The following is an 18,846-nucleotide window of genomic DNA, read 5'->3' on the forward strand; positions in this document are numbered from 1 at the left end:
TGCCGGTGATGAATACCGAGCATGAGATGCCCCAGCCGCAAAGCCGCAAACCACGAGTGGCCGTGATATTCGGCGGCCGTTCCAGTGAGCACTCGGTCAGCTGCGCGACAGCCGCCGGAGTGCTGGGTGCGATTGATCGCGAGCGTTATGACGTCGTTCCGCTGGGCATCACCCGGCAGGGGCAGTGGGTCAGGGGAAGCGATGCGTCCCGGTACGTCCTTGAGGCCGCCAACCTGCCGGAGGTCGACGGCTCGGAATCCTCGATCGTGCCGCCGCTGTCCACAACGTCTGCGCAGCTGGTGGAGCTCACCCCGGGCCATGTCCCGCAGGAGCTCGGCGCCGTCGACGTCGTATTCCCGTTGCTGCACGGACCGTACGGTGAGGACGGCACGCTGCAGGGAATGCTGGAACTCAGCGACACCAGGTATGTCGGCGCAGGTGTTTTCGCCTCGGCAGCCAGCATGGACAAGCACTACATGAAGGTCGTCCTCGAGGGGGCCGGTATCCCGGTCGGGCCCTACACGGTGATCACCGACCGGCAGTGGCGCACCGACCCGGAATCGGCAACCAAGCGCGCGCTCGCCCTGGGCTTCCCGCTCTTCGTCAAGCCTGCGCGGGCCGGCTCGAGTATCGGGATCAGCAAGGTCGAATCGGCCAAAGACCTCGCGGCGGCGATCGAGCAGGCTCGTGAACACGATCGAAAAGTCATTGTTGAAGCGGGGATCGTCGGCCGGGAAATCGAGTGCGGCGTCCTGCAGGGATTCGGCGACGCTCCTCCGGAGGCCTCGAAGCTCGGGGAGATCGTCGTTGACGCGGCGACGGCGTTCTATGACTTCGATTCCAAGTACCTCGATGAGGGCAACGTTGAACTCCGTTGCCCGGCCGACCTGCCGGACGACATCACGGCGCGCGTGCAGGAGCTGGCAGCTCAGACATTCGACGCCGTTGGCGCGGAGGGGCTGGCCAGGGTCGACGTCTTCGTGACCGATGACGGTTCGGTGATTGTTAACGAACTCAACACCATGCCTGGATTCACGCCGTTCTCGATGTTTCCCCGGGTGTGGCAGGCGTCGGGACTCGACTATCCCGAGCTCGTCGACCGGCTGATCCAACTGGCCCTCAGCCGGCCCATCGGGTTGCGCTAGGCAGTTGGAAGCTGGATCGACGTCGGCCAGTGCCGTTACGGCGCCGGGTCGGCGTCCTGCGTGCCGACGCACGCGCCGGTTTTCGGCAGGTTCGCGACGGCCGGCGTAACGCTGTTCAGCACGCTCTGTCCCGAGGTGTCGGTGGTCGAGATCAGCACCTCGACCGCGGGGGTGCGGCCATAGCTGGTGAACCGCCAGTGATCTCCCTCGTCTTCTGAGAGCCAGTCGACATCGTTGACCGATACGCAGGGGGTTGTGGTTGGGCCGGGGGGCTTGAGCCCGCAGCGCAGCACAGCGACCGTGGGATCTCCCCAGGCGGCAGTGGCCTGGGACGTCGTGTCACGCAGTGCATTGCCGCCAAGGTCCTGGGGCAACTGAATCATTACCTTCGCGCACGCTGGGTCGGCAGCGTTCGTTGCCGGATTCACATTGACCACGTCGGAACACCCGGCCAGGGCAGCCAGGCCGGCGAGCAGGACTGCGGGAATACGGAAGGAACGTGCCACTCCTGCACGGTATAACGACAGTGTGCGACGGACATAAACGGCAGTGGCCGGCAGACATAAACGGCAGTGGCCGGCGGGCATAAACGACGGTGCGCAGCGCGCATAACGCTGGCACGCAGGGTCCTAACCGGCGGCACGCAGGGGGCGAACCGGCGGCATGTCGGCGGGATAGGTAAAACTAAGGGTGAACAACCACGAGTAGGAGGGTCAGTCTAAGTCCATGGTGAGCTGCGCCGAGCTGGGAGAAGACGGGGTGCTGAGCCGGATCCTCCCATTGCTGACCTCTCGCGGCCCGGTGGTCCTGGGGCCCGGAGACGATGCTGCCGTGCTGACCGTAGCCGGAGACCTGGTGGTCACCGCCGACGCGCTGGTTGAAAATCACGACTTCGTCGTTCGTTGGTCCAGTGGTGAGGACGTCGGGCACAAGGCCGCGGCACAGAACCTGGCGGACGTCGCAGCGATGGGGGCGCGGCCGGTCGGCCTGCTGGTTTCGCTGGCAGTGCCGGAACTGACCGACATTTCCTGGCTTGAGGGTCTGGCCCGCGGCCTGGATGCCGAATGCGCGCAGCTCGATACCTCCGTTGCGGGCGGAGACCTCTCGGGTGCGGAACAGATCATGGTGTCGATAACGGCCTTCGGCCAGCTGGAGGGCCGGCAACCGGTACGCCGGGACGGCGCGCGGCCAGGCGACGTCGTTGCACTTGCCGGTACCGTCGGGCTGGCTGCCGCAGGGCTCGACCTGCTGGTCGATGACGCCGAGCAGCACCGGGCCGACCCTGCGCTTGCCGGGCTGATCATGGCCCAATTGCGTCCCGAACCGCCCTACCTGTCCGGCGTTGCCGCAGCCGAAGCCGGGGCGTCGGCGATGCTCGACGTTTCCGACGGTCTGGTCAAGGACGCCTCGCGGATCGCTCGCGCCAGCGGCGTCCGGCTGGAGATCCATGATGCCTTCGTCGACCTGGCCGAACGCCTCGCCCCAGCCGCGAAGGTGCTGGGCGCCCCCGCACTGAAGTGGCTGCACGGCGGCGGGGAAGACCACGGCCTGCTTGCCTGCTTCCCGCCCGACGTGCCCCTGCCGGAAGGCTTCCGCGAAATCGGCACCGTGCTCAGTGCGTCGGAGGCTGGCCCCGGCGTCACGTTCAACGGGAGCCCAAGCCGGTTCAACGCCGGCTGGCAGCACTTCGCGGGTGGACAATGACCAGCGGCAGCCATTCAGCGGTGGCATTCAACGCCCACGTTGCTCGAGCATGGTCGCGACGGGCGGTCGCCCAGCTCAAGCAGGAGCGGGAAGCGATCGACGACCTGAACGTGTTCCCGGTGCCGGATGGAGACACCGGGACCAACCTGTTCTTCACCCTGCGCTCGGCCAACGCTGCCGTCGACCGGCTGCCGGCGTCGGCCTCGTTGCCCGACGTGATCGGCGCGATGGCGACCGGCGCACTGCGCGGCGCCCGGGGCAACTCCGGTCTCATCCTGAGCGTTGCGCTTCGTGGCTGTGCCGACGCGCTGGAAACTATTGAGGTTGCCGACTCCAACTCCCTGGCCAGGGCGCTGATGCTCGCCAGCTCGCGGGCGCGCCGGGCGGTCGCGGACCCGGTCGAGGGCACCATGCTGACAGTGCTCGCCGCAATTGCCGAGGAGGCGCAGGCTCAGGCCGAGGCGGGAGCCAGCATTCCGGAGATGCTCACCCACTGCCGGACGGTAGGCGCCTCTGCCCTGCAGGCCACGACCGAGCAGCTCGAGGTGCTTGCGGAGGCTGACGTCGTGGATGCCGGCGCCACCGGCATCATCGAACTGCTTTCTGCGCTCTGCGAGGTCGCAGGCGGAGAGCCGCGGCTGACCGGCACCGGGAGCGCCCTCGGCGGGTCGACCGGTTCCGGACCCTCCACATCGAACCAGCACCCGCGCCCAGCCAGCTCGAACCAGCGCGGCTCGAACCGGCACCCGCGCCCGGCGCACCCGGCTAGCGGAACCGCGCCGAATCGTCCCGGCGTCGAGGTCGTCGCCCGGGTCGAGGGTGGAAGTCCGGCCGACACCCTGAGCCAGGGGTTGAGCGCACTCGGCGGCGACTCTCTGGTCATCTCCGAGGAGCCGTCCCGGTTCCGGGAACGGACGTCGTTCATCGTGCACGTGCATCTCCCGGATGACCTGAGCGCACGCGCCGCGGTCGGATTGTTCGCCGAGGTTGCCGACGTAATGGAGTTGCGGGTTGAACCCCTGGTCGAAGGCGGCCATGGCCGAGGTGCGATCGACGCAGAGGGCGGCTTCGGTCCGCTGATGATCGCGCTGGCCCGTGGCGCCGGCCTGATGTACACATTCGCCGCGGCCGGCGCGGAAGTCCTCTCCCTCGACGTGAAGGCCGATGAGCTCGCGGCATCGCTATGGGACGTCATCGATGGGAACGCCGGCCGGCCGATGATCCTGCTGCCGAACAACTCGATCGCGATGGGTCTCGCACGCGACGTCGAGGCGCGGATGACGTCACAGCAGCAGGGTGCTGAAACCGAACTCGCGGTAATCCCTGCGCGCGGACACGTTCAAGGCCTGGCCGCCGCCGCCGTTTTCGATCCCGCGGCCGGCTTCCGTCAACTGACCGCGTCGATGACAGCTGCCGCTGCCGGAACCCGTCAGGCCGCTGTGTTCATCGCTGAACATCCCGGCAACTCGGCGGCAGGGGCCTGGCGGGAAGGCGATGCGCTGGCCCGGATCAATGGCAGCATCCGCGCCATTGATCCCGATCCGGGCGAACTGAGCTGGCGCCTGGTGGAAAGGCTGCTCGGCGCCGGAGGCGAGATCATCACCCTCGTGCCCGGGGCGCACTGCCCGGCGGCGCTGATCTCCTCATTACGGGAACGCCTGGAACGCGAGTATCCCGACCTCGACGTCAGCGTGATCGACGGCAAGCAGGAAACCGCGCTGTTGCTGGTCGGTGTTGAATGACTGGCGCCGAATCCATTCTGGACAAACCGCTGACGAAGGTCCTTGGCACTCGCTCGGGCAATCTGTTCAGCAAGAAGCTTCGCCTGGAGACGCTCGGCGACTTGCTGCGCCACTACCCGCGTCGATATATTCAGCCCGGTGAACTCACCGACCTCTCCGGCCTGATCGAGGGCGAGGAAGTCACCGTACAGGCGAAGGTGACAGCCATCTCGACTCGCAGTATGCGGCAAAAGCGCGGCTCCATCACCGAGGTCACCATCAGTGATGACGTCAGCTCCGGAACTGTCACGTTCTTCAATCAGGCATGGCTGGCGGACAAACTTCCGGTCGGCACGCTGGCCGTCTTCACCGGAAAAGTCAGTCGCTACCGGAACAAGCTCCAGCTGGCATCGCCCGTTTGGTTCGACCTTTCCGACCTGATCGACAGCGAGGAGCGGCCGGCCGACGACCGCCTGGCAGCGGCAGACGTGACCCGTCCGATACCGGTGTACCGCGCCACCGAAAAACTCGGGACCATGACGATATTCGCCGCCGTCCGCACTCTGCTGAAGACAGTCGACCTGGATGCCATCCCCGACCCGCTGCCGGCCGGGATCGTCGAACGGCGCGATCTGCCATCGGTCAAGGAAGCGTTCCTTGCCGTGCATCGGCCGATGTCGATCGGCCACGCCTATTCAGGCCTTGCCCGCTTCCGCTTCGAGGAGGCTTTCGCCCTGCAGACTGCACTGGCGCAGCGCCGAGTCGTGAGCCTTGGGCAGACAACGACGGCGCGACCCGGTGCTCAAGCAGAACCCGGACTGCTGCAGATCTTCGACCAGCGCTTGCCGTTCCAACTCACCGGTAGCCAGAAGGAAGTTGGTGCGCAGATCGCCGACGACCTATCCCAGCCACATCCGATGCACCGCCTGCTGCATGGCGAGGTGGGTTCAGGAAAGACGCTGGTCGCGCTGCGTGCCATGCTGCAGGTCATCGATTCCGGCGGTCAGGCCGCGCTGCTCGCGCCAACCGAAGTGCTTGCCGCCCAGCACTACCGTTCAATCAGCAAGTTTCTCGGAGAACTAGGCCAGGGCACGATCCTGATCGGCAACGACGAGGGCATGCCGGTCACCCGGGTCGGCCTGCTCACCGGTTCGATGACGAATGGCGCGAAACAACGTGTCCTGCTCGACCTGATCGCAGGGGACATCGGCATCCTGATCGGCACGCATGCATTGATCCAGGACTCGGTCACCTTCAACGACCTTGGCTTGGTCGTCGTCGATGAGCAGCACCGATTCGGCGTGAAGCAGCGCGATGCGCTGCGCGGCAAGACCCTCGGCGGCGAGGCACCGCACACCCTCGTGATGACCGCGACGCCGATTCCGCGCACCGTCGCAATGACGGTTTTCGGCGACCTCGATGTGTCCACCCTGACCGACCTGCCCGGCGGCGAAAAGGATATAGCGACTCACCTGGTGTCGGTGACGGAGCATCCGGGCTGGGTGGCCAGGATCTGGCAGCGGGTGCGCGAGGAAATCGATGCCGGCCGGCAAGCCTATGTCGTGGCGCCCCGGATCACCGGAAACGATGACGCCGCCACCCCGGAGATCGGTGACGGACCTGATGTCTTCGACCAGCCGGAACTCGCCGAAGCCCCCGACAGCTCGGAGCAACCGCCGCTGAACGCGGTGACGGACGTGGTGCAGGAACTGCGCGATCTCGAGGTGTTCGACGGCGTACGCATCGAGGTACTGCACGGACAACTTACGCCGGAGGACAAAGAGCGCACCATGGACCGCTTCGCCGCCGGCGACGTCGGGATCCTGGTGTCGACGACGGTCATCGAGGTGGGCGTCGACGTCGAGAATGCCGCCGTGATGGTGATCCTGGACGCGGATCGGTTCGGCATCGCGCAACTGCACCAGCTGAGGGGCCGGGTGGGGCGCGGGCGGTTTCCCGGGCTGTGTTTCCTCGTCACCGCGATGCAGTCCGGCCATCCCAGCTATGAGAGGCTGCAGGCGGTTGCGGACACCCTCGACGGCTTCGAGCTGTCAAAGATCGACGTCGGTGCGAGGCGCGAGGGCGATGTGCTCGGTAGCGCCCAGTCCGGCGGAAAGTCATCGCTAAAGTTGCTGAGAGTGCTGCACGATGAAAAGGTGATCTCTGAGGCTCGTGACGACGCCACCGGGATAGTAGAGGCCGATCCGCTGCTCAGTGCATACCCAGATCTGCGGGCGCTGATGGGCGCACTGCTGAATGAAGAAAACGAGGAATACCTTGAGCGCGGCTAAGAAAACTCCTCAGGTCGCGATCGCCGCCGAAGAGATGCTGGTCGGCTACGACCAGGGCACGGTGTGCGGCGAACTGAATTTCTCCGTCGAACCCGGTGATGTGCTCGCGCTGATCGGCGCCAACGGAACCGGCAAGTCGACGGTGCTTAAGGCGTTACTGGGAGCGCTAGAGCCGGCAGAGGGCAAGGTGTACCTGCTCGGCAGTCCGGTTGACGATCGCGAGCTGACGTTTCGCCGGGATGTTTCGTCAGTGATGGACGAGGACGCGTTCTTCCCGTCGCTCACCGTCCGCGAGCACCTCATTCTGATGGCGAAGGGCCACGGTCTGCCCGATCCGGAAGCTGCAGTCAATGCCGAAATCAGCGCCTTCGGCCTCATCGATCGCGAGGATGCGCTGCCCTCCGAGTTATCGTCCGGCCAGCGGCGCCGAATGCTGCTGGCCAGTGCCTTCATCCGGCCGTTCAGAGTTTTGGTGCTCGACGAACCGGAACAACGGCTCGACCCGGCCACCCGGCTGGCATTGGCCGATCGGCTGCGCGGCATTGCCGCCGACGGCGCGGCGATCGTGATGGCAACCCACGATGCAGAACTGCTCTCGGGCTGCGCGGACTGGGCGATCGTGATCGACGACGAACCGTACGCGCTCACCGTCGAAGAAGCGGTAGCGCACCTCCAGTCATGACAACCCAGCACCCAGAGGTTGACGAACGGTCACAGCTTTCGGCCCGCCAGATCAAGGCGCTCACCGCAAGTGCCACCCGTAAACGCTCCGACAAGAGTTTCTCCGTTGTGTTGGGCGACCTGTATACGGCCCTGATCAGCATCGGCGTCGCGGTCGCCATGATGGGTGGCGCCGTGGTCGGCCTGGAACGCAGCGCCGGCGGCCCGGGCGGCGGGGGCCTGCTCCGGACGCTTGCCCCGGCAACGCCGATTCCGGTTTTCTGGGTTGCGGTGATGTTGCTGCTCGCCGGTACGGCGATTGCCGCAGGGCTGCTTGCCAGGCTCGGCCCGATCTCGGCGTCCGAGGACCAGGCCGTCTGGTGGCTTTCGCTGCCGGTCAGCCGGCGTGCCTTCATCGCACCGTCTGTGTGGCGGCTCAGCGGCGTGCTCGCCATTGTCGGCGCGTGCGGAGCAATCCTGGCCAGCATCGGCGCCGCAGCGGTGTCCGCGTCCGGTATCGCGGTGGGAATCATCGGCGGCGCGCTGCTGGCCTCCCTGGTCATTCTGGGACAGATTCTCGGCTGGCGGCGCGGCATCGTGGTGGTTGCGGATATCGCCGCTGTCGTTTTGCCCGGCGTGCTTGTCGTTCTGTTGAGCCTGGGCCAGCTCAGCGATGCCTCGCTGACCTCGTTCGCGCTTGCGATTCCACCGCTGTGGCCGCTGCTGAATGGGCCCGGCGGCAACCTTGCGCTGGCACTGGCGATCGTGTTGTTCGTCGGCGCCGTCATTACTGCCGTGCTCAGGGTTGACCGGCTTCGGTTGCGCCAGCTTCGCGCGGCGGGCTCCGTATCCAGCCGGGTGGCCTCGTCCGTGATGACCTTCGACACCAGGGAAATATCCCGGGTGCTGAACCCGACGGTGAGCCGCTCGCGCCGGAAGAGCGCGAAATTCCGGTTGGTGGACACCCCGGTGGCCGCATTGCTGGCCAGCGAGATCAAGCTGTTCATTCGTAGCCCCCGTCGGTTCGGCCAACTGATTGTGCTTGCCTGCGTGCCGCCGGTTGTCGCCATCATCCAGGGCGTGCTGTCGTCGGTGGCGATGGTCTACGTCGCCATGCTGATCAGCGCGTACTTCGCCGCGCTCACCTGCGTTGAATCTGCACGGCAGGCGGAGCTGAACCCGAGTCTGGACAGGTTGCTGCCGCTGCCGGCGACAACGGTTTTCCGGGTGCGCAGCGTTATCGCCCTCGTGGTGATGACTGTGTGGATGGCAGTTGTCTGCAGCGTGATTGCCGGAATTGCCGGAATGGGCTGGCAGCTCGTGCTTCTCGGAGTGGTGAGCGTGCCCGGCTTCGCCGCCGCCGGCCTGCGAAGCGCTTACCGCACCGCGCCGAACTGGTCGGGCAGCGTCGTGGCCACGCCTGCGGGCCCGATACCGCTCTCGGCGATCGCCTCGCTGCGCCGCGGACCCGACTTCGCGCTGATCGGCAGCCTGGCCCTTGGAGTCGCACTGTTCCTCGGTGCCGTGCCCGAGGTCGTGCTGGTCGCCGGCCTCGCGCTTGGCGCACTGCTGTGGATGCTTGCCTCCCGCAACCCGATCCCGCCGAAGAAGTCGTGGATGGAGCGAATGAGCGAAGAGGCTGAAAAACAGAAACAGAATCAGTGACCAGGATCATTGCCGGGGCGTTCGGCGGGCTCCGGCTGGCCACCCCGAAGGGCGAAAGCACCCGGCCGACCAGCGACCGGGTACGTGAGTCGCTGTTCTCATCTCTACAACATGCCGGGCTAATCGACGACGCCCGGGTGCTCGATCTTTTCGCTGGTTCCGGCGCGCTCGGGCTGGAAAGCCTGAGCAGGGGAGCCCGCAAGGTCGTGCTGGTCGATCGATGGCAACCGGCGGTCGCCGCGGCGAAAACGAACGTCACCGCGATCGTGAAGGCCGTCCCGGGCTGCCAGGGCAGTGCAGAAGTGGTGAAGTCGCCGGTCGACGGCTTCCTGGACAAGTCCGTCGCCACTCCGTTCGACCTGATCTTCGCCGATCCGCCATACCCGCTGGCAGAAGCCGAGCTTGCCGCTTTGCTCGCGGCAGTCACCGACAATGGCTGGTTGGAACCTGGCGGTGTGATTGTGGTGGAGCGTTCCTCTCGTTCGCCGGAGCCTGTTTGGCCGGAAGAGCTTGCCCGGTACCGTCGCGCGAAGCATGGCGAAACGATGCTGTGGTTTGCAGAACGTCCGATTTAGGGCGCGCCGGCCTGTCCGCGGCCGGTACCTGACGACGGTCGGTTACGGTTGGTCCATGCGAGTGGTGTGCCCAGGCTCATACGATCCCGTGACCAACGGACATGTCGACGTCATCCGGCGAGCAGCGAGACTCTGCGACGAGGTGATTGTCGCGGTCGTGCACAATCCTGCCAAGGAGGGCACCTTCTCGATCGAGGAGCGGGTCGAACTGCTCGAGGCCAGCATCGGAGATCTCGGTAATGTCCGGATCGAGGAACTGTCAGCCGGGTTGCTGGTCGACTTCTGCCGCGATGTGGACGCGCCAGCCGTGATCAAGGGACTACGGTCCGGCACTGACTTCGCATACGAACTTCCGATGGCGCTGATGAACAAGCACCTCACGACACTCGAAACAATCTTCATCCCCGGCGATCCGCGGTTCGAGCATGTCTCGTCGTCCCTGGTCAAAGAGGTCGCTAGTCACGGTGGCGACGTCGCGGGCCTGGTGCCGGACGCCGTCCTCGGGCCACTGCTGCACCGGCTCCGTTTACTCTGACCGCCGGAAGGACCCGACGAGGAACGCGGGCAGCGTGCAGGATCGGGTCTGAATACGCGCGCGGCCTGACGCCGTGCTCGCGGTTCTCACCACCGGGAATGCGGTGAAGTGTGCGGGCGGCACTAGGCTTTATCGCGAACGTCGGCCTCGTTTTGAGTGTTTGGCACTTCCTGCGGTAACCTGAGAAGTCGCCTGATGCCGAGGTCTGTTCAAGACACCCGGATACGGCGCTTTGTCGAAGAATCTCAAGTAACTAGCTCTTAGGAGTGTCGTGGCAGACGCACGCTCCGATCTGGTGTTCAACACGCGCCAGCTCGGGTTGTACCGGAAGCCGGGATCCTGGCGAAAGCTTGAGCTCGTCGTCAAGGCACCGGCCGATCTTAAGATCGAGGTCATTGGGATCGAAGAGGGAAGCGACCTCTCGCTGGATCTCCAACTGGAGTCCGTCGTCGAGGGCGTATACGTTTCGGGAACGGTTCGGGGCCTCGCGTCCGGTATCGATATCCGGACTCTTGAACCGCTGGAACGCGAAATCGTTGCAGAGATCCAGGAGCTGTTCGTCTACCCGGACGAGGAGTTCGATTCGGACGATGAATTGTATTCCCTCGACGTTGAACGACTGGACTTCGAGCCGGCACTGCGGGACGCCATGGTTATGGCACTTCCGTTCCGGCCGGTGGCAGAAGAGGACGACACCGAGTTCAGCTATCAGACTGGCGACAGTGCTGAGAGTGACAATGAAGAGAGCGACGATCCTCGATGGTCGGCGCTGAAGAGTTTGTTGGACGAGAAGAAAGAGAGCTAGACGTGGCTGTTCCAAAGCGGAAACTTTCGCGCAGCAACACCCGCCACCGTCGGTCGCAGTGGAAGGCCACCGCGCCAACCCTGGTGAAGACTGTTGAGAACGGTCGCGTTGTGTACTCGCGCCCCCACCACGCGAAGGTCGTGGAAGACTCGGCTGGCACCGCGCTGTTCCTGGAGTACAAGGGCCGCAAGGTCGCCGACGCCTAATCGAGCCAGTTCGTGACATCGCCTAAAAAGGTGCGCGATCTTGCTCGTGCGGACGACGCACAGCTTTGTCAGCGTCTCGGGGTCAACCTTGACCCCGAGACGCTTTCGCTTGCCCTGACGCATCGCTCCTTCGCCTTCGAGAACGGCGGGCTGCCGACAAATGAACGCCTGGAGTTCCTCGGCGACTCCGTGCTGGGCCTGGTCGTCACATCGGCGCTCTACAACGACAATCCTGGGCTGCCGGAGGGCCAGTTGGCCAAGCGCAGATCTGCCGTGGTCAACACACGTGCCCTGGCAGGCGTCGCCCGTCGGCTGAGTATCGGCGATCACCTCTACCTGGGTAAAGGTGAGGAAGCCACCGGTGGCCGCGACAAGGACTCGATCCTTGCCGACAGCGTCGAGGCGCTGATCGGCGCCACCTACAACACACTTGGCATGGCCGCCGCGCACGACCTGGTGCACCGGTTGATCGACCCGTTGCTGGACAACGCCGAGAAACTCGGGGCCGGGATGGACTGGAAGACCAGCCTGCAGGAAGCCAGCTCCGGCTACGGCCTTGGCGTGCCCGTGTACGCCGTCGAGGGTGCCGGCCCCGACCACAATCGGGTGTTCACGGCCACAGTGCTGCTCGGAGAAGACCGTTGGGGCACCGGAAGCGGAAAGTCTAAGAAGGAGGCGGAGGCGGTAGCCGCCGAATCCGCAATCAACGCCTTGGCGGCCGCGTTCGGCGACGCAGCCGGTCAGGATGCCTGAGCTACCAGAGGTAGAGGTCGTCCGGCGCGGTCTGGCGAACTGGGTGCTGGGCGCCCGGATCGCCGACATCGATGTCCTCGAGGCTCGCAGCCTGCGCCGGCACCTGGATGGGCCGGATGATTTCGTCGCCGGGGTCAGAATGTCGACGATAACGGATGTCGTCCGGCGCGGTAAGTTCCTCTGGCTGGTGCTCGACCACCCGGACACAGCTGAACCGACGGCGATGGTCGCACACCTTGGCATGAGTGGTCAGATCCTGCTGCTGGATTCGGCTGCCCCTGACGAACGGCATCTGCGAATCCGGATGTCGCTGGACAACGTCGGTTCGAACTCGCCCGCGCAACCCGGCGGTTCGCCGGTCGACGAACTGCGCTTCGTGGATCAGCGGATCTTCGGCGGCCTGCAGCACGCGCCTATGGTGCCGACACGGGACGGATTCCCGGGTGGCCTGAGCGCCCACCCCGAAATGGCTCTGCCATTGATTCCACCTGCCGTGGCGCACATTGAGCGCGATCCTCTCGATCCGTTCTTCGATGCCGAAGCGTTCAGTATTGCGATCCGCCGCCGGAAAACCGGCCTCAAACGCGCCATCCTCGACCAGGGGCTGATCTCGGGCATCGGCAATATCTATGCAGACGAGGCGTTATGGCTTGCCCGGCTGCACTACGCCCGGCCGACCGAAGCACTGACCGAGGCCGACATCGAGTCCCTGCTTGAGGGCGTGCGGGAGGTCATGACGGCTGCCCTCGACCAGGGCGGAACCAGCTTCGATGCGCTTTACGTCAACGTCAACGGAGAGTCCGGCTACTTCGACCGCTCGCTGAACGTGTACGGCCAGGCCGGTGAGGAATGCCGGCGGTGCGGCGGAATCATCGAGCGGGAGAAGTTCATGAACCGCTCGTCGTACTTTTGCCCGGTCTGTCAGCGACCACGCTGAAGACGGGTAGGGCGGAGCCGTGGCCCTGAGGGCCCCGTCGATTCGTTCATCGGGTGGACACGACTGAACGGCGCAGACGCGTCGAATTCAGTATATAAACATCCATATAGCGAGAGGAGCGCATCATGGCACTGACGAGCGTTGACCTGGACCCGCAGCTGATCGAGCGCGCCAGGGCGCTCACCGGCGAGAAGTCGAACCGCGCCGTCCTCGACCTCGCGCTGCGCCGCCTCATCGCCTCGAAGCAGAAGGGTGCGATGATCGATGGCATCGCGGCGCTGACCGACCTGGAGGCGGAGCTCGGCGCGCCGGTCGTCCCGCCTGCGTCTCCCAGGCCTCCGGTCTCGTGACCGACTATCTGGTCGACAACTCCGTCTGCGCCAGGCTCGCGTCCGGCGACGCAGGCGTCGCCTCGCGGCTGCGGCGCATCGAGCGCGCTCAGTCGGATCTCTTCGTCACCTGCCCACCGCAGGTGCTGGAGTTCTGCCACAGTGCCCGGACTCCCGAGGAGCATGCGCGCTACCGGGAGCAAGTCTCCCTCGGATTCCCGCTGGAGCACGCGCCCGACGAGTCGCTGGTGCTCGACTTCCAGAGCGCCCTGTGGAATTTGGGCCCCGTTCGCGCGGCGGGCTCCCTCGACATCCTCATCGCGGCGTACGCCATCGCGAACGATGCGACGGTGCTGGCCGCGGACCACGACTTCGACCATATCGCGAGGGTGGCCGACCTAAGGAACGAGTACGTCGAGCCCTCGTCGTGACGCCACGGTCGTGTCACCAACCGGTGCGGTTCAGCGGGTCCGGTAGCGCGCGTAGATCAGGCCGCTGTCGAAGGTCCGCTCTTCGACCAGGTCGAGATCAAGGCGGACGCCGTCGGGGAAGAACCGCTTGCCGCCGCCGACTACGCTCGTGGTGATGAACAGGTGGTACTCGTCCACCAGCCCGGCAGCGATCGCCTGGGCGGCGAGGTTCGGGCCGTCAATTGTGAGATCGTGATCAGCCTCGGCCTTGAGCCTGCGCACCGCATCCGGGTCGAAGCTCCGCTCGATCCGGGTCTTCGCGCTTGACGCCGACTCCAGCGTTGTGGAGTACACGACCTTCTCTGCGGCCTTCCAGTCGTTGGCGTATTGCAGGATGTGCGGCGGCACGTCGGGCTGGCTGTGCACCGTCTCCCAGTAGACCATCGTCTCGTACATCCGTCGGCCGTAGAGGAACGTGCCCACGTGACGGAAGACATCGCCGATGAATGTATGCACCTCCGGATCCTCTGGACCTCTGCCGAGGTCACCTTCCGTCGCTTCGGCGTAGCCGTCGAGCGAGGTGATCATCGAATAGATGAGCTTGGCCATGTTCGACTCCTCCTTTCATTGAGGTGAGTCAATCGGCTCACCTCAATGAGCGTATCGATTTTCATGAGGTGAGTCAATGGGCTCACCTCATGTCATACTGGGTGCATGTCACGCGAGCTCCCGGCCTACCATCGACAGGTCGCCGCAACCAACCGTGCGGCGATTCTCGACGCGGCCACGGATCTGTTCCTCGCTTCCGGCTACGACCGGACCTCGCTGGCGCGCGTCGCTGCGAGCGCCGGAGTCTCCAAAGCGACCCTGTTCAAGCAGTTCCCGACGAAAGCGGAGCTTTTCGAGGCCACGGTGCTCGCGGCGGGCGGCACGCCTGACGGAGAGCTCGTGGACTTGCCGCCCGGAGACTTCCATGCGGGTTTGACCGCCTTGGGCATCGCGTACGCGGAGCTGCTGACCCGGCCCGGGATAGAAGACCTGATCCGGGTCGTGATCGCCGAGTCCCCGAAGTTCCCGGAACTGCGTGAGCGGACGTTCGATTTCGGCACCTTGCCCGTGCTCGCGGCGCTAGGGCGCCACCTCCGAGCGGAGAACGCCGCGGGAACCGCAAACGTCGACGATCCGGACACGGCGGCAGCACAGTTCCTTGGCATGATCTCCACTGTCGTCTTCTGGCCCCGCCTCATCCACGGCGGGTGGTCGCTCAGCGAAGAAGAGACGCGCAAAGTGATAGACGAAGCAGCTCGGACGATCGTCGCGCGCTACGGGAGAAGTTCATGAACCGCTCGTCGTACTTTTGCCCGGCCTGTCAGAACGTTGCCCGCAACTCACGGTGGTAGCCGATTGTGGTTTTGCCGCTTAACCGCGGCGGTTTAGCTAAGGTAAGAGCGGATTCGCAACTCGCCGGAGGGAGGTAACGCACCGAAATGCACCTGAAGACTCTGACCCTCCGGGGCTTTAAGTCGTTTGCCTCCGCAACCACCCTGCAATTCGAGCCCGGCGTCACCTGCGTCGTTGGCCCGAATGGATCCGGTAAGTCGAACGTCGTCGACGCGCTGTCGTGGGTGATGGGCGAGCAGGGAGTCAAGAGCCTGCGCGGCGGGAAGATGGAGGACGTCATCTTCGCCGGGACGTCTGGCCGGGCGCCGCTCGGCCGGGCAGAGGTGTCTCTGACCATCGACAACACCGATGGCGCGCTGCCGATCGAATACACAGAAGTCACCATTTCCCGGACGCTTTTCCGTTCCGGCGGCTCGGAATACGCGATCAACGGCACGCCTGCCCGCCTGCTCGACATCCAGGACCTGCTGTCCGATTCGGGCCTCGGCCGCGAGATGCACGTCATCGTCGGTCAGGGGCAGCTCGATACCGTGCTGCGAGCGACACCCGAAGACCGGCGTGGCTTCATCGAAGAGGCTGCCGGTGTGCTCAAGCACCGCAAACGCAAGGAAAAAGCGGTGCGCAAGCTCGAGGCGATGCAGGCCAACCTGACCCGGTTGAATGACCTGACATCCGAAATTCGCCGCCAGCTGGGACCGCTCGGCCGGCAGGCGGATATCGCCCGCCGGGCGCAAACCGTGCAGATCGCCGTCCGGGATGCGCGGGCCCGTCTGCTCGCCGACGACCTGGTACAGCTGACCGCCAACCTGCAGCAGGAAGTCGCGGACGAATCGGCGCTGCGAGCAAAGCGCGCTTCAGTTGAGAAGTCCCTTGCCGTGGCCAGGACCCGACACAACCACCTCGAAAAACAGCTGGCCGAGGCAGCACCGGAACTCAGCCGGCACCGGGACACCTGGTACCGGTTGTCATCGCTTCAGGAGCGCGTTCAGGGACTCGGGCAGCTGGCATCCGAGCGGATCAGGCTACTCGGCACCGGCTCGCAGCAGCAGGAGACCGGGCGGGACCCGGACGAACTCGAGGGCCAGGCCAAGAAGGTGGCAGCCGAGGAAGCGGCTTTGAAAGCAGAAGTTGCCGGGCTGCAGACCGCCCTCGATGAGGCGGTGGCGGAGCGGAACGCCGCCGAGGCGGCACACGGAGCCGAGGAGAAACGAATCGCCGGGCTGATTCGGGCCGCCGCCGACCGGAGGGAAGGGCTGGCAAGGCTTACCGGCGTGGTGGCGGCGCAGCGTTCCCGGGTCGAGGCGTCCGAGGCCGAGATCGGCCGGCTTCGTGAGTCGCTTGCCGAAGCGCACAAGCGGCATTTCGCGGCACAGGAAGAATTCACCCTGGTCGAGAACCAGGTGGCCGGGGTTGAAGAAGGCGAAGAAGGACTCGACCAGGCTCATGAAGAAGCCCTCGCGGCTCTGGAAGCCGTCCAGGCGAAGCTTGACGGACTCATCGACCGGGAACGCGAGCTCGAAGGTCGGCGGAACTCGCTCCAGGCTCGGATCGAGGCGCTGCACATCGGGCTGGCACGCAAGGACGGTGCCGGTGCCCTGCTCGAATCGGAAACCCCCGGTCTGCTCGGGTTGGTCACCGAACTGGTGGCGGTCGAGGCCGGCTATGAGACCGCGATCACCGCGGCGCTTGGACAACTGGCGCTCGGTGTCGCCGCGGAATCCGTCGACACTGCGGTCGATTCCATCCGCTTCCTCAAGGACAACAAAGGCGGCCTGACCCAGGTCCTGGTCGCGGGCGGCCAACCGTCGGCTGCTGCTACCCACCGGACGAAACTCACCGGCGAGGAACGCTGGGCGATCGATGTCGTCACGCCCGCCGCTTCGGTCGCGGCACCGATCAACCGACTGCTCAGTGATATCGCCATCGTGCCCGGTCTGGCGGAGGCCCGGGAACTGATAGCGGCTCATCCGCAACTCACTGCGGTGACCACGGCTGGTGATGTGCTGTCCGGCACCGTGGTGTCGGGCGGCAGTCAGGAGGACGCACCGAGCCTGCTTCAACTGCAGACAGCTTACGCCGAGGCCGAAGGCACACTGGACGACGTCACGAGTGACCTGGAACGAACCCGGTTCGAGCTGAAGGTGGTTCGCGAGGATCACGCCGCGGCAAAGCAGGCCGCCGACGGAACACTCGAAGGGTTGCACTCATCGGATGCCCGGCTGGCGGCAGTCGCCGAGCAGCTTGGTCAGCTTGGCTCTGCGGCCCGATCGGCCTCCGCAGAAGCCGAGCGGGCCGAAAAGGCCATTGCCAGCACTGAGACCGCGCTTGCCGTGGAACGGGAGAAGCTGAGCGCCGCCGTCAGCCGGCTCGCCGACGCAGAAAGCGCACCCGATGACGCCGCCGAGCCGAGTACGGCGGAACGGGACCGGCTGGCCGCGGTCGCCCGGACTGCGCGCGCAGCGGACATGGACGCCCGCCTCGCCCTGCGCACCGGGGAGGAGCGGGTGAAGGCTCTGTCGTCCCGGGTGCAGTCGCTGCAGCACGCCGCGCGAACCGAACGGGTCGCCCGCGAACGCGCGGCGGAACGGGCCGAACAACGACGGCGCCAGGCCGCGACCGCGCAGGCCGTGGCGATTGGCGCCGAGCGGCTGACCGCGGCATTGTCAGCATCCGTGCGCCTGGCCGCCGAGGAACGAGACGTGGCCGAACGGCAGCACGGCGAGGGGGAGGAACAGCTCGCGGAACTACGGAAGGCGCTCGACGCGCTGCAGGCTGAGCTCGCCGAATTGACCGACACCGTGCACCGGGACGAGGTGGCCCGCACACAGCAGAAGCTGCGCATCGAGGCGCTGGAGACGAAGGCGATCGAAGAACTTGGCATCTCGGCCGAGAAACTCATGGAGGAGTTCGGCCCCGACAAGCCGGTTCCGGTGTTCGCGACCCCGGCACGGTCTACCGGCACGGACGACGACGAGGATGCCGACACGCCCGAACAGATACCGTATGTTCGCAGCGAGCAGGAAAAGCGGCTGAAGAAGGCAGAGCGGGACTTGAGCCAGCTCGGCCGGGTGAATCCGCTGGCACTCGAGGAGTTCGCCGCGCTCGAGGAACGGCACAAATTCCTGGAGACCCAGCTCGACGACCTGAAGAAATCGCGGCGGGATCTGCTCGACATCGTGCGCGAGGTCGACGAGCGGGTCGAACAGGTTTTCACCGCAGCCTTCCACGACACCGCCACACAGTTCGAACGTGTCTTCGGCCGGCTGTTTCCCGGAGGCGAGGGCCGGCTGGTGCTTACCGACCCCGACGACATGCTGACCACCGGGATCGAGGTCGAGGCGCGGCCTGCCGGTAAGAAAGTGAAGCGGCTGTCACTGCTGTCAGGCGGGGAACGCTCGCTCACCGCCGTTGCCCTGCTGGTGGCGATTTTCAAGGCTCGGCCGAGCCCGTTCTACGTTATGGACGAAGTCGAGGCCGCGCTGGACGATACGAACCTTTCGAGACTCATCACAATATTCGAAGAACTCCGTGAGTCTTCCCAGCTGATTGTGATTACGCACCAGAAGCGGACCATGGAGGTTGCGGACGCCTTATACGGTGTCACGATGCGCGGCGACGGGGTCACCACGGTGATTAGTCAGCGACTTAGAGACCTCACCTGAACCAAAACGTGATTTTTGCTTGACGGAATCACGTTAAGCTTGGCCTG

At 65.4% G+C, this 18,846-nt stretch carries 18 protein-coding genes; 16 read left to right on the forward strand and 2 right to left on the reverse strand.

Annotated features, from left to right (window positions below):
• The first annotated feature begins 8 nt into the window (after positions 1-8).
• On the forward strand, positions 9-1,145 hold the full coding sequence (locus LWF01_RS04565) for a D-alanine--D-alanine ligase family protein (protein WP_349639858.1): 1,137 nt from the start codon (positions 9-11) through the stop codon (positions 1,143-1,145).
• A gap of 35 nt (positions 1,146-1,180) precedes the next feature.
• Here LWF01_RS04565 and LWF01_RS04570 read toward each other — a convergent pair whose 3' ends face one another.
• Positions 1,181-1,651 carry a DUF3515 family protein gene (locus tag LWF01_RS04570; RefSeq protein WP_349639859.1) on the reverse strand — a complete coding sequence of 157 codons (471 nt, stop codon included), beginning with the start codon at positions 1,649-1,651 and terminating at the stop codon, positions 1,181-1,183.
• Positions 1,652-1,871: 220 nt separating this feature from the next.
• Here LWF01_RS04570 and LWF01_RS04575 point away from each other — a divergent pair, with 220 nt between their 5' ends.
• The 13 genes from LWF01_RS04575 to LWF01_RS04635 all read left to right on the forward strand — a co-directional run bounded on the left by LWF01_RS04575 (position 1,872) and on the right by LWF01_RS04635 (position 13,757).
• Entirely contained in the window at positions 1,872-2,849 is a 978-nt protein-coding gene (locus LWF01_RS04575) for a thiamine-phosphate kinase (protein ID WP_349639860.1), read from the forward strand.
• Complete coding sequence (locus tag LWF01_RS04580) at positions 2,846-4,591, forward strand: DAK2 domain-containing protein (RefSeq protein WP_349639861.1); 1,746 nt, start codon at positions 2,846-2,848, stop codon at positions 4,589-4,591. Before LWF01_RS04575 ends, LWF01_RS04580 begins: the two co-directional genes overlap by 4 nt.
• The gene (locus tag LWF01_RS04585) at positions 4,588-6,861 is read left to right on the forward strand and encodes an ATP-dependent DNA helicase RecG (RefSeq protein WP_349639862.1); all 2,274 of its coding nucleotides are present in this window, start codon (positions 4,588-4,590) and stop codon (positions 6,859-6,861) included. Before LWF01_RS04580 ends, LWF01_RS04585 begins: the two co-directional genes overlap by 4 nt.
• Entirely contained in the window at positions 6,848-7,543 is a 696-nt protein-coding gene (locus LWF01_RS04590) for an ABC transporter ATP-binding protein (RefSeq protein ID WP_349639863.1), read from the forward strand. Before LWF01_RS04585 ends, LWF01_RS04590 begins: the two co-directional genes overlap by 14 nt.
• A complete protein-coding gene (locus tag LWF01_RS04595) occupies positions 7,540-9,186 on the forward strand; it encodes a DUF6297 family protein (protein ID WP_349639864.1) in 1,647 nt (548 codons plus the stop codon). Before LWF01_RS04590 ends, LWF01_RS04595 begins: the two co-directional genes overlap by 4 nt.
• Entirely contained in the window at positions 9,183-9,761 is a 579-nt protein-coding gene (gene rsmD / locus LWF01_RS04600) for a 16S rRNA (guanine(966)-N(2))-methyltransferase RsmD (RefSeq protein ID WP_349639865.1), read from the forward strand. Before LWF01_RS04595 ends, rsmD begins: the two co-directional genes overlap by 4 nt.
• 55 nt (positions 9,762-9,816) lie before the next feature.
• Positions 9,817-10,296 carry a pantetheine-phosphate adenylyltransferase gene (coaD, locus tag LWF01_RS04605; protein ID WP_349639866.1) on the forward strand — a complete coding sequence of 160 codons (480 nt, stop codon included), beginning with the start codon at positions 9,817-9,819 and terminating at the stop codon, positions 10,294-10,296.
• A 271-nt stretch (positions 10,297-10,567) separates the two neighbouring features.
• Entirely contained in the window at positions 10,568-11,101 is a 534-nt protein-coding gene (locus LWF01_RS04610; RefSeq protein ID WP_349639867.1) for a YceD family protein, read from the forward strand.
• A 2-nt stretch (positions 11,102-11,103) separates the two neighbouring features.
• Entirely contained in the window at positions 11,104-11,307 is a 204-nt protein-coding gene (rpmF, locus tag LWF01_RS04615) for a 50S ribosomal protein L32 (RefSeq protein WP_349639868.1), read from the forward strand.
• A 30-nt stretch (positions 11,308-11,337) separates the two neighbouring features.
• On the forward strand, positions 11,338-12,060 hold the full coding sequence (gene rnc, locus LWF01_RS04620) for a ribonuclease III (RefSeq protein WP_349639869.1): 723 nt from the start codon (positions 11,338-11,340) through the stop codon (positions 12,058-12,060).
• Complete coding sequence (gene mutM, locus LWF01_RS04625; protein ID WP_349639870.1) at positions 12,053-12,997, forward strand: bifunctional DNA-formamidopyrimidine glycosylase/DNA-(apurinic or apyrimidinic site) lyase; 945 nt, start codon at positions 12,053-12,055, stop codon at positions 12,995-12,997. The genes rnc and mutM overlap by 8 nt, the downstream gene beginning before the upstream one ends.
• Before the next feature lie 125 nt (positions 12,998-13,122).
• Positions 13,123-13,347, forward strand: coding sequence for a type II toxin-antitoxin system VapB family antitoxin (locus LWF01_RS04630; protein ID WP_349639871.1), 225 nt, complete (start codon positions 13,123-13,125; stop codon positions 13,345-13,347).
• Positions 13,344-13,757, forward strand: a complete 414-nt coding sequence (locus tag LWF01_RS04635; protein ID WP_349639872.1) for a PIN domain-containing protein — start codon at positions 13,344-13,346, stop codon at positions 13,755-13,757. The genes LWF01_RS04630 and LWF01_RS04635 overlap by 4 nt, the downstream gene beginning before the upstream one ends.
• A 30-nt stretch (positions 13,758-13,787) precedes the next feature.
• On the opposite strand, the gene LWF01_RS04640 is transcribed toward LWF01_RS04635, so the two are convergent.
• On the reverse strand, positions 13,788-14,345 hold the full coding sequence (locus tag LWF01_RS04640; RefSeq protein WP_349639873.1) for a dihydrofolate reductase family protein: 558 nt from the start codon (positions 14,343-14,345) through the stop codon (positions 13,788-13,790).
• A 105-nt stretch (positions 14,346-14,450) separates the two neighbouring features.
• Here LWF01_RS04640 and LWF01_RS04645 point away from each other — a divergent pair, with 105 nt between their 5' ends.
• The gene (locus LWF01_RS04645) at positions 14,451-15,077 is read left to right on the forward strand and encodes a TetR/AcrR family transcriptional regulator (RefSeq protein WP_349639874.1); all 627 of its coding nucleotides are present in this window, start codon (positions 14,451-14,453) and stop codon (positions 15,075-15,077) included.
• A gap of 146 nt (positions 15,078-15,223) precedes the next feature.
• A complete protein-coding gene (gene smc / locus LWF01_RS04650; protein WP_349639875.1) occupies positions 15,224-18,799 on the forward strand; it encodes a chromosome segregation protein SMC in 3,576 nt (1,191 codons plus the stop codon).
• Positions 18,800-18,846: the final 47 nt, after the last annotated feature.

The sequence above is a fragment of the Saxibacter everestensis genome (assembly GCF_025787225.1).
Taxonomy (GTDB): Bacteria; Actinomycetota; Actinomycetes; order Actinomycetales; family Brevibacteriaceae; genus Saxibacter; species Saxibacter everestensis.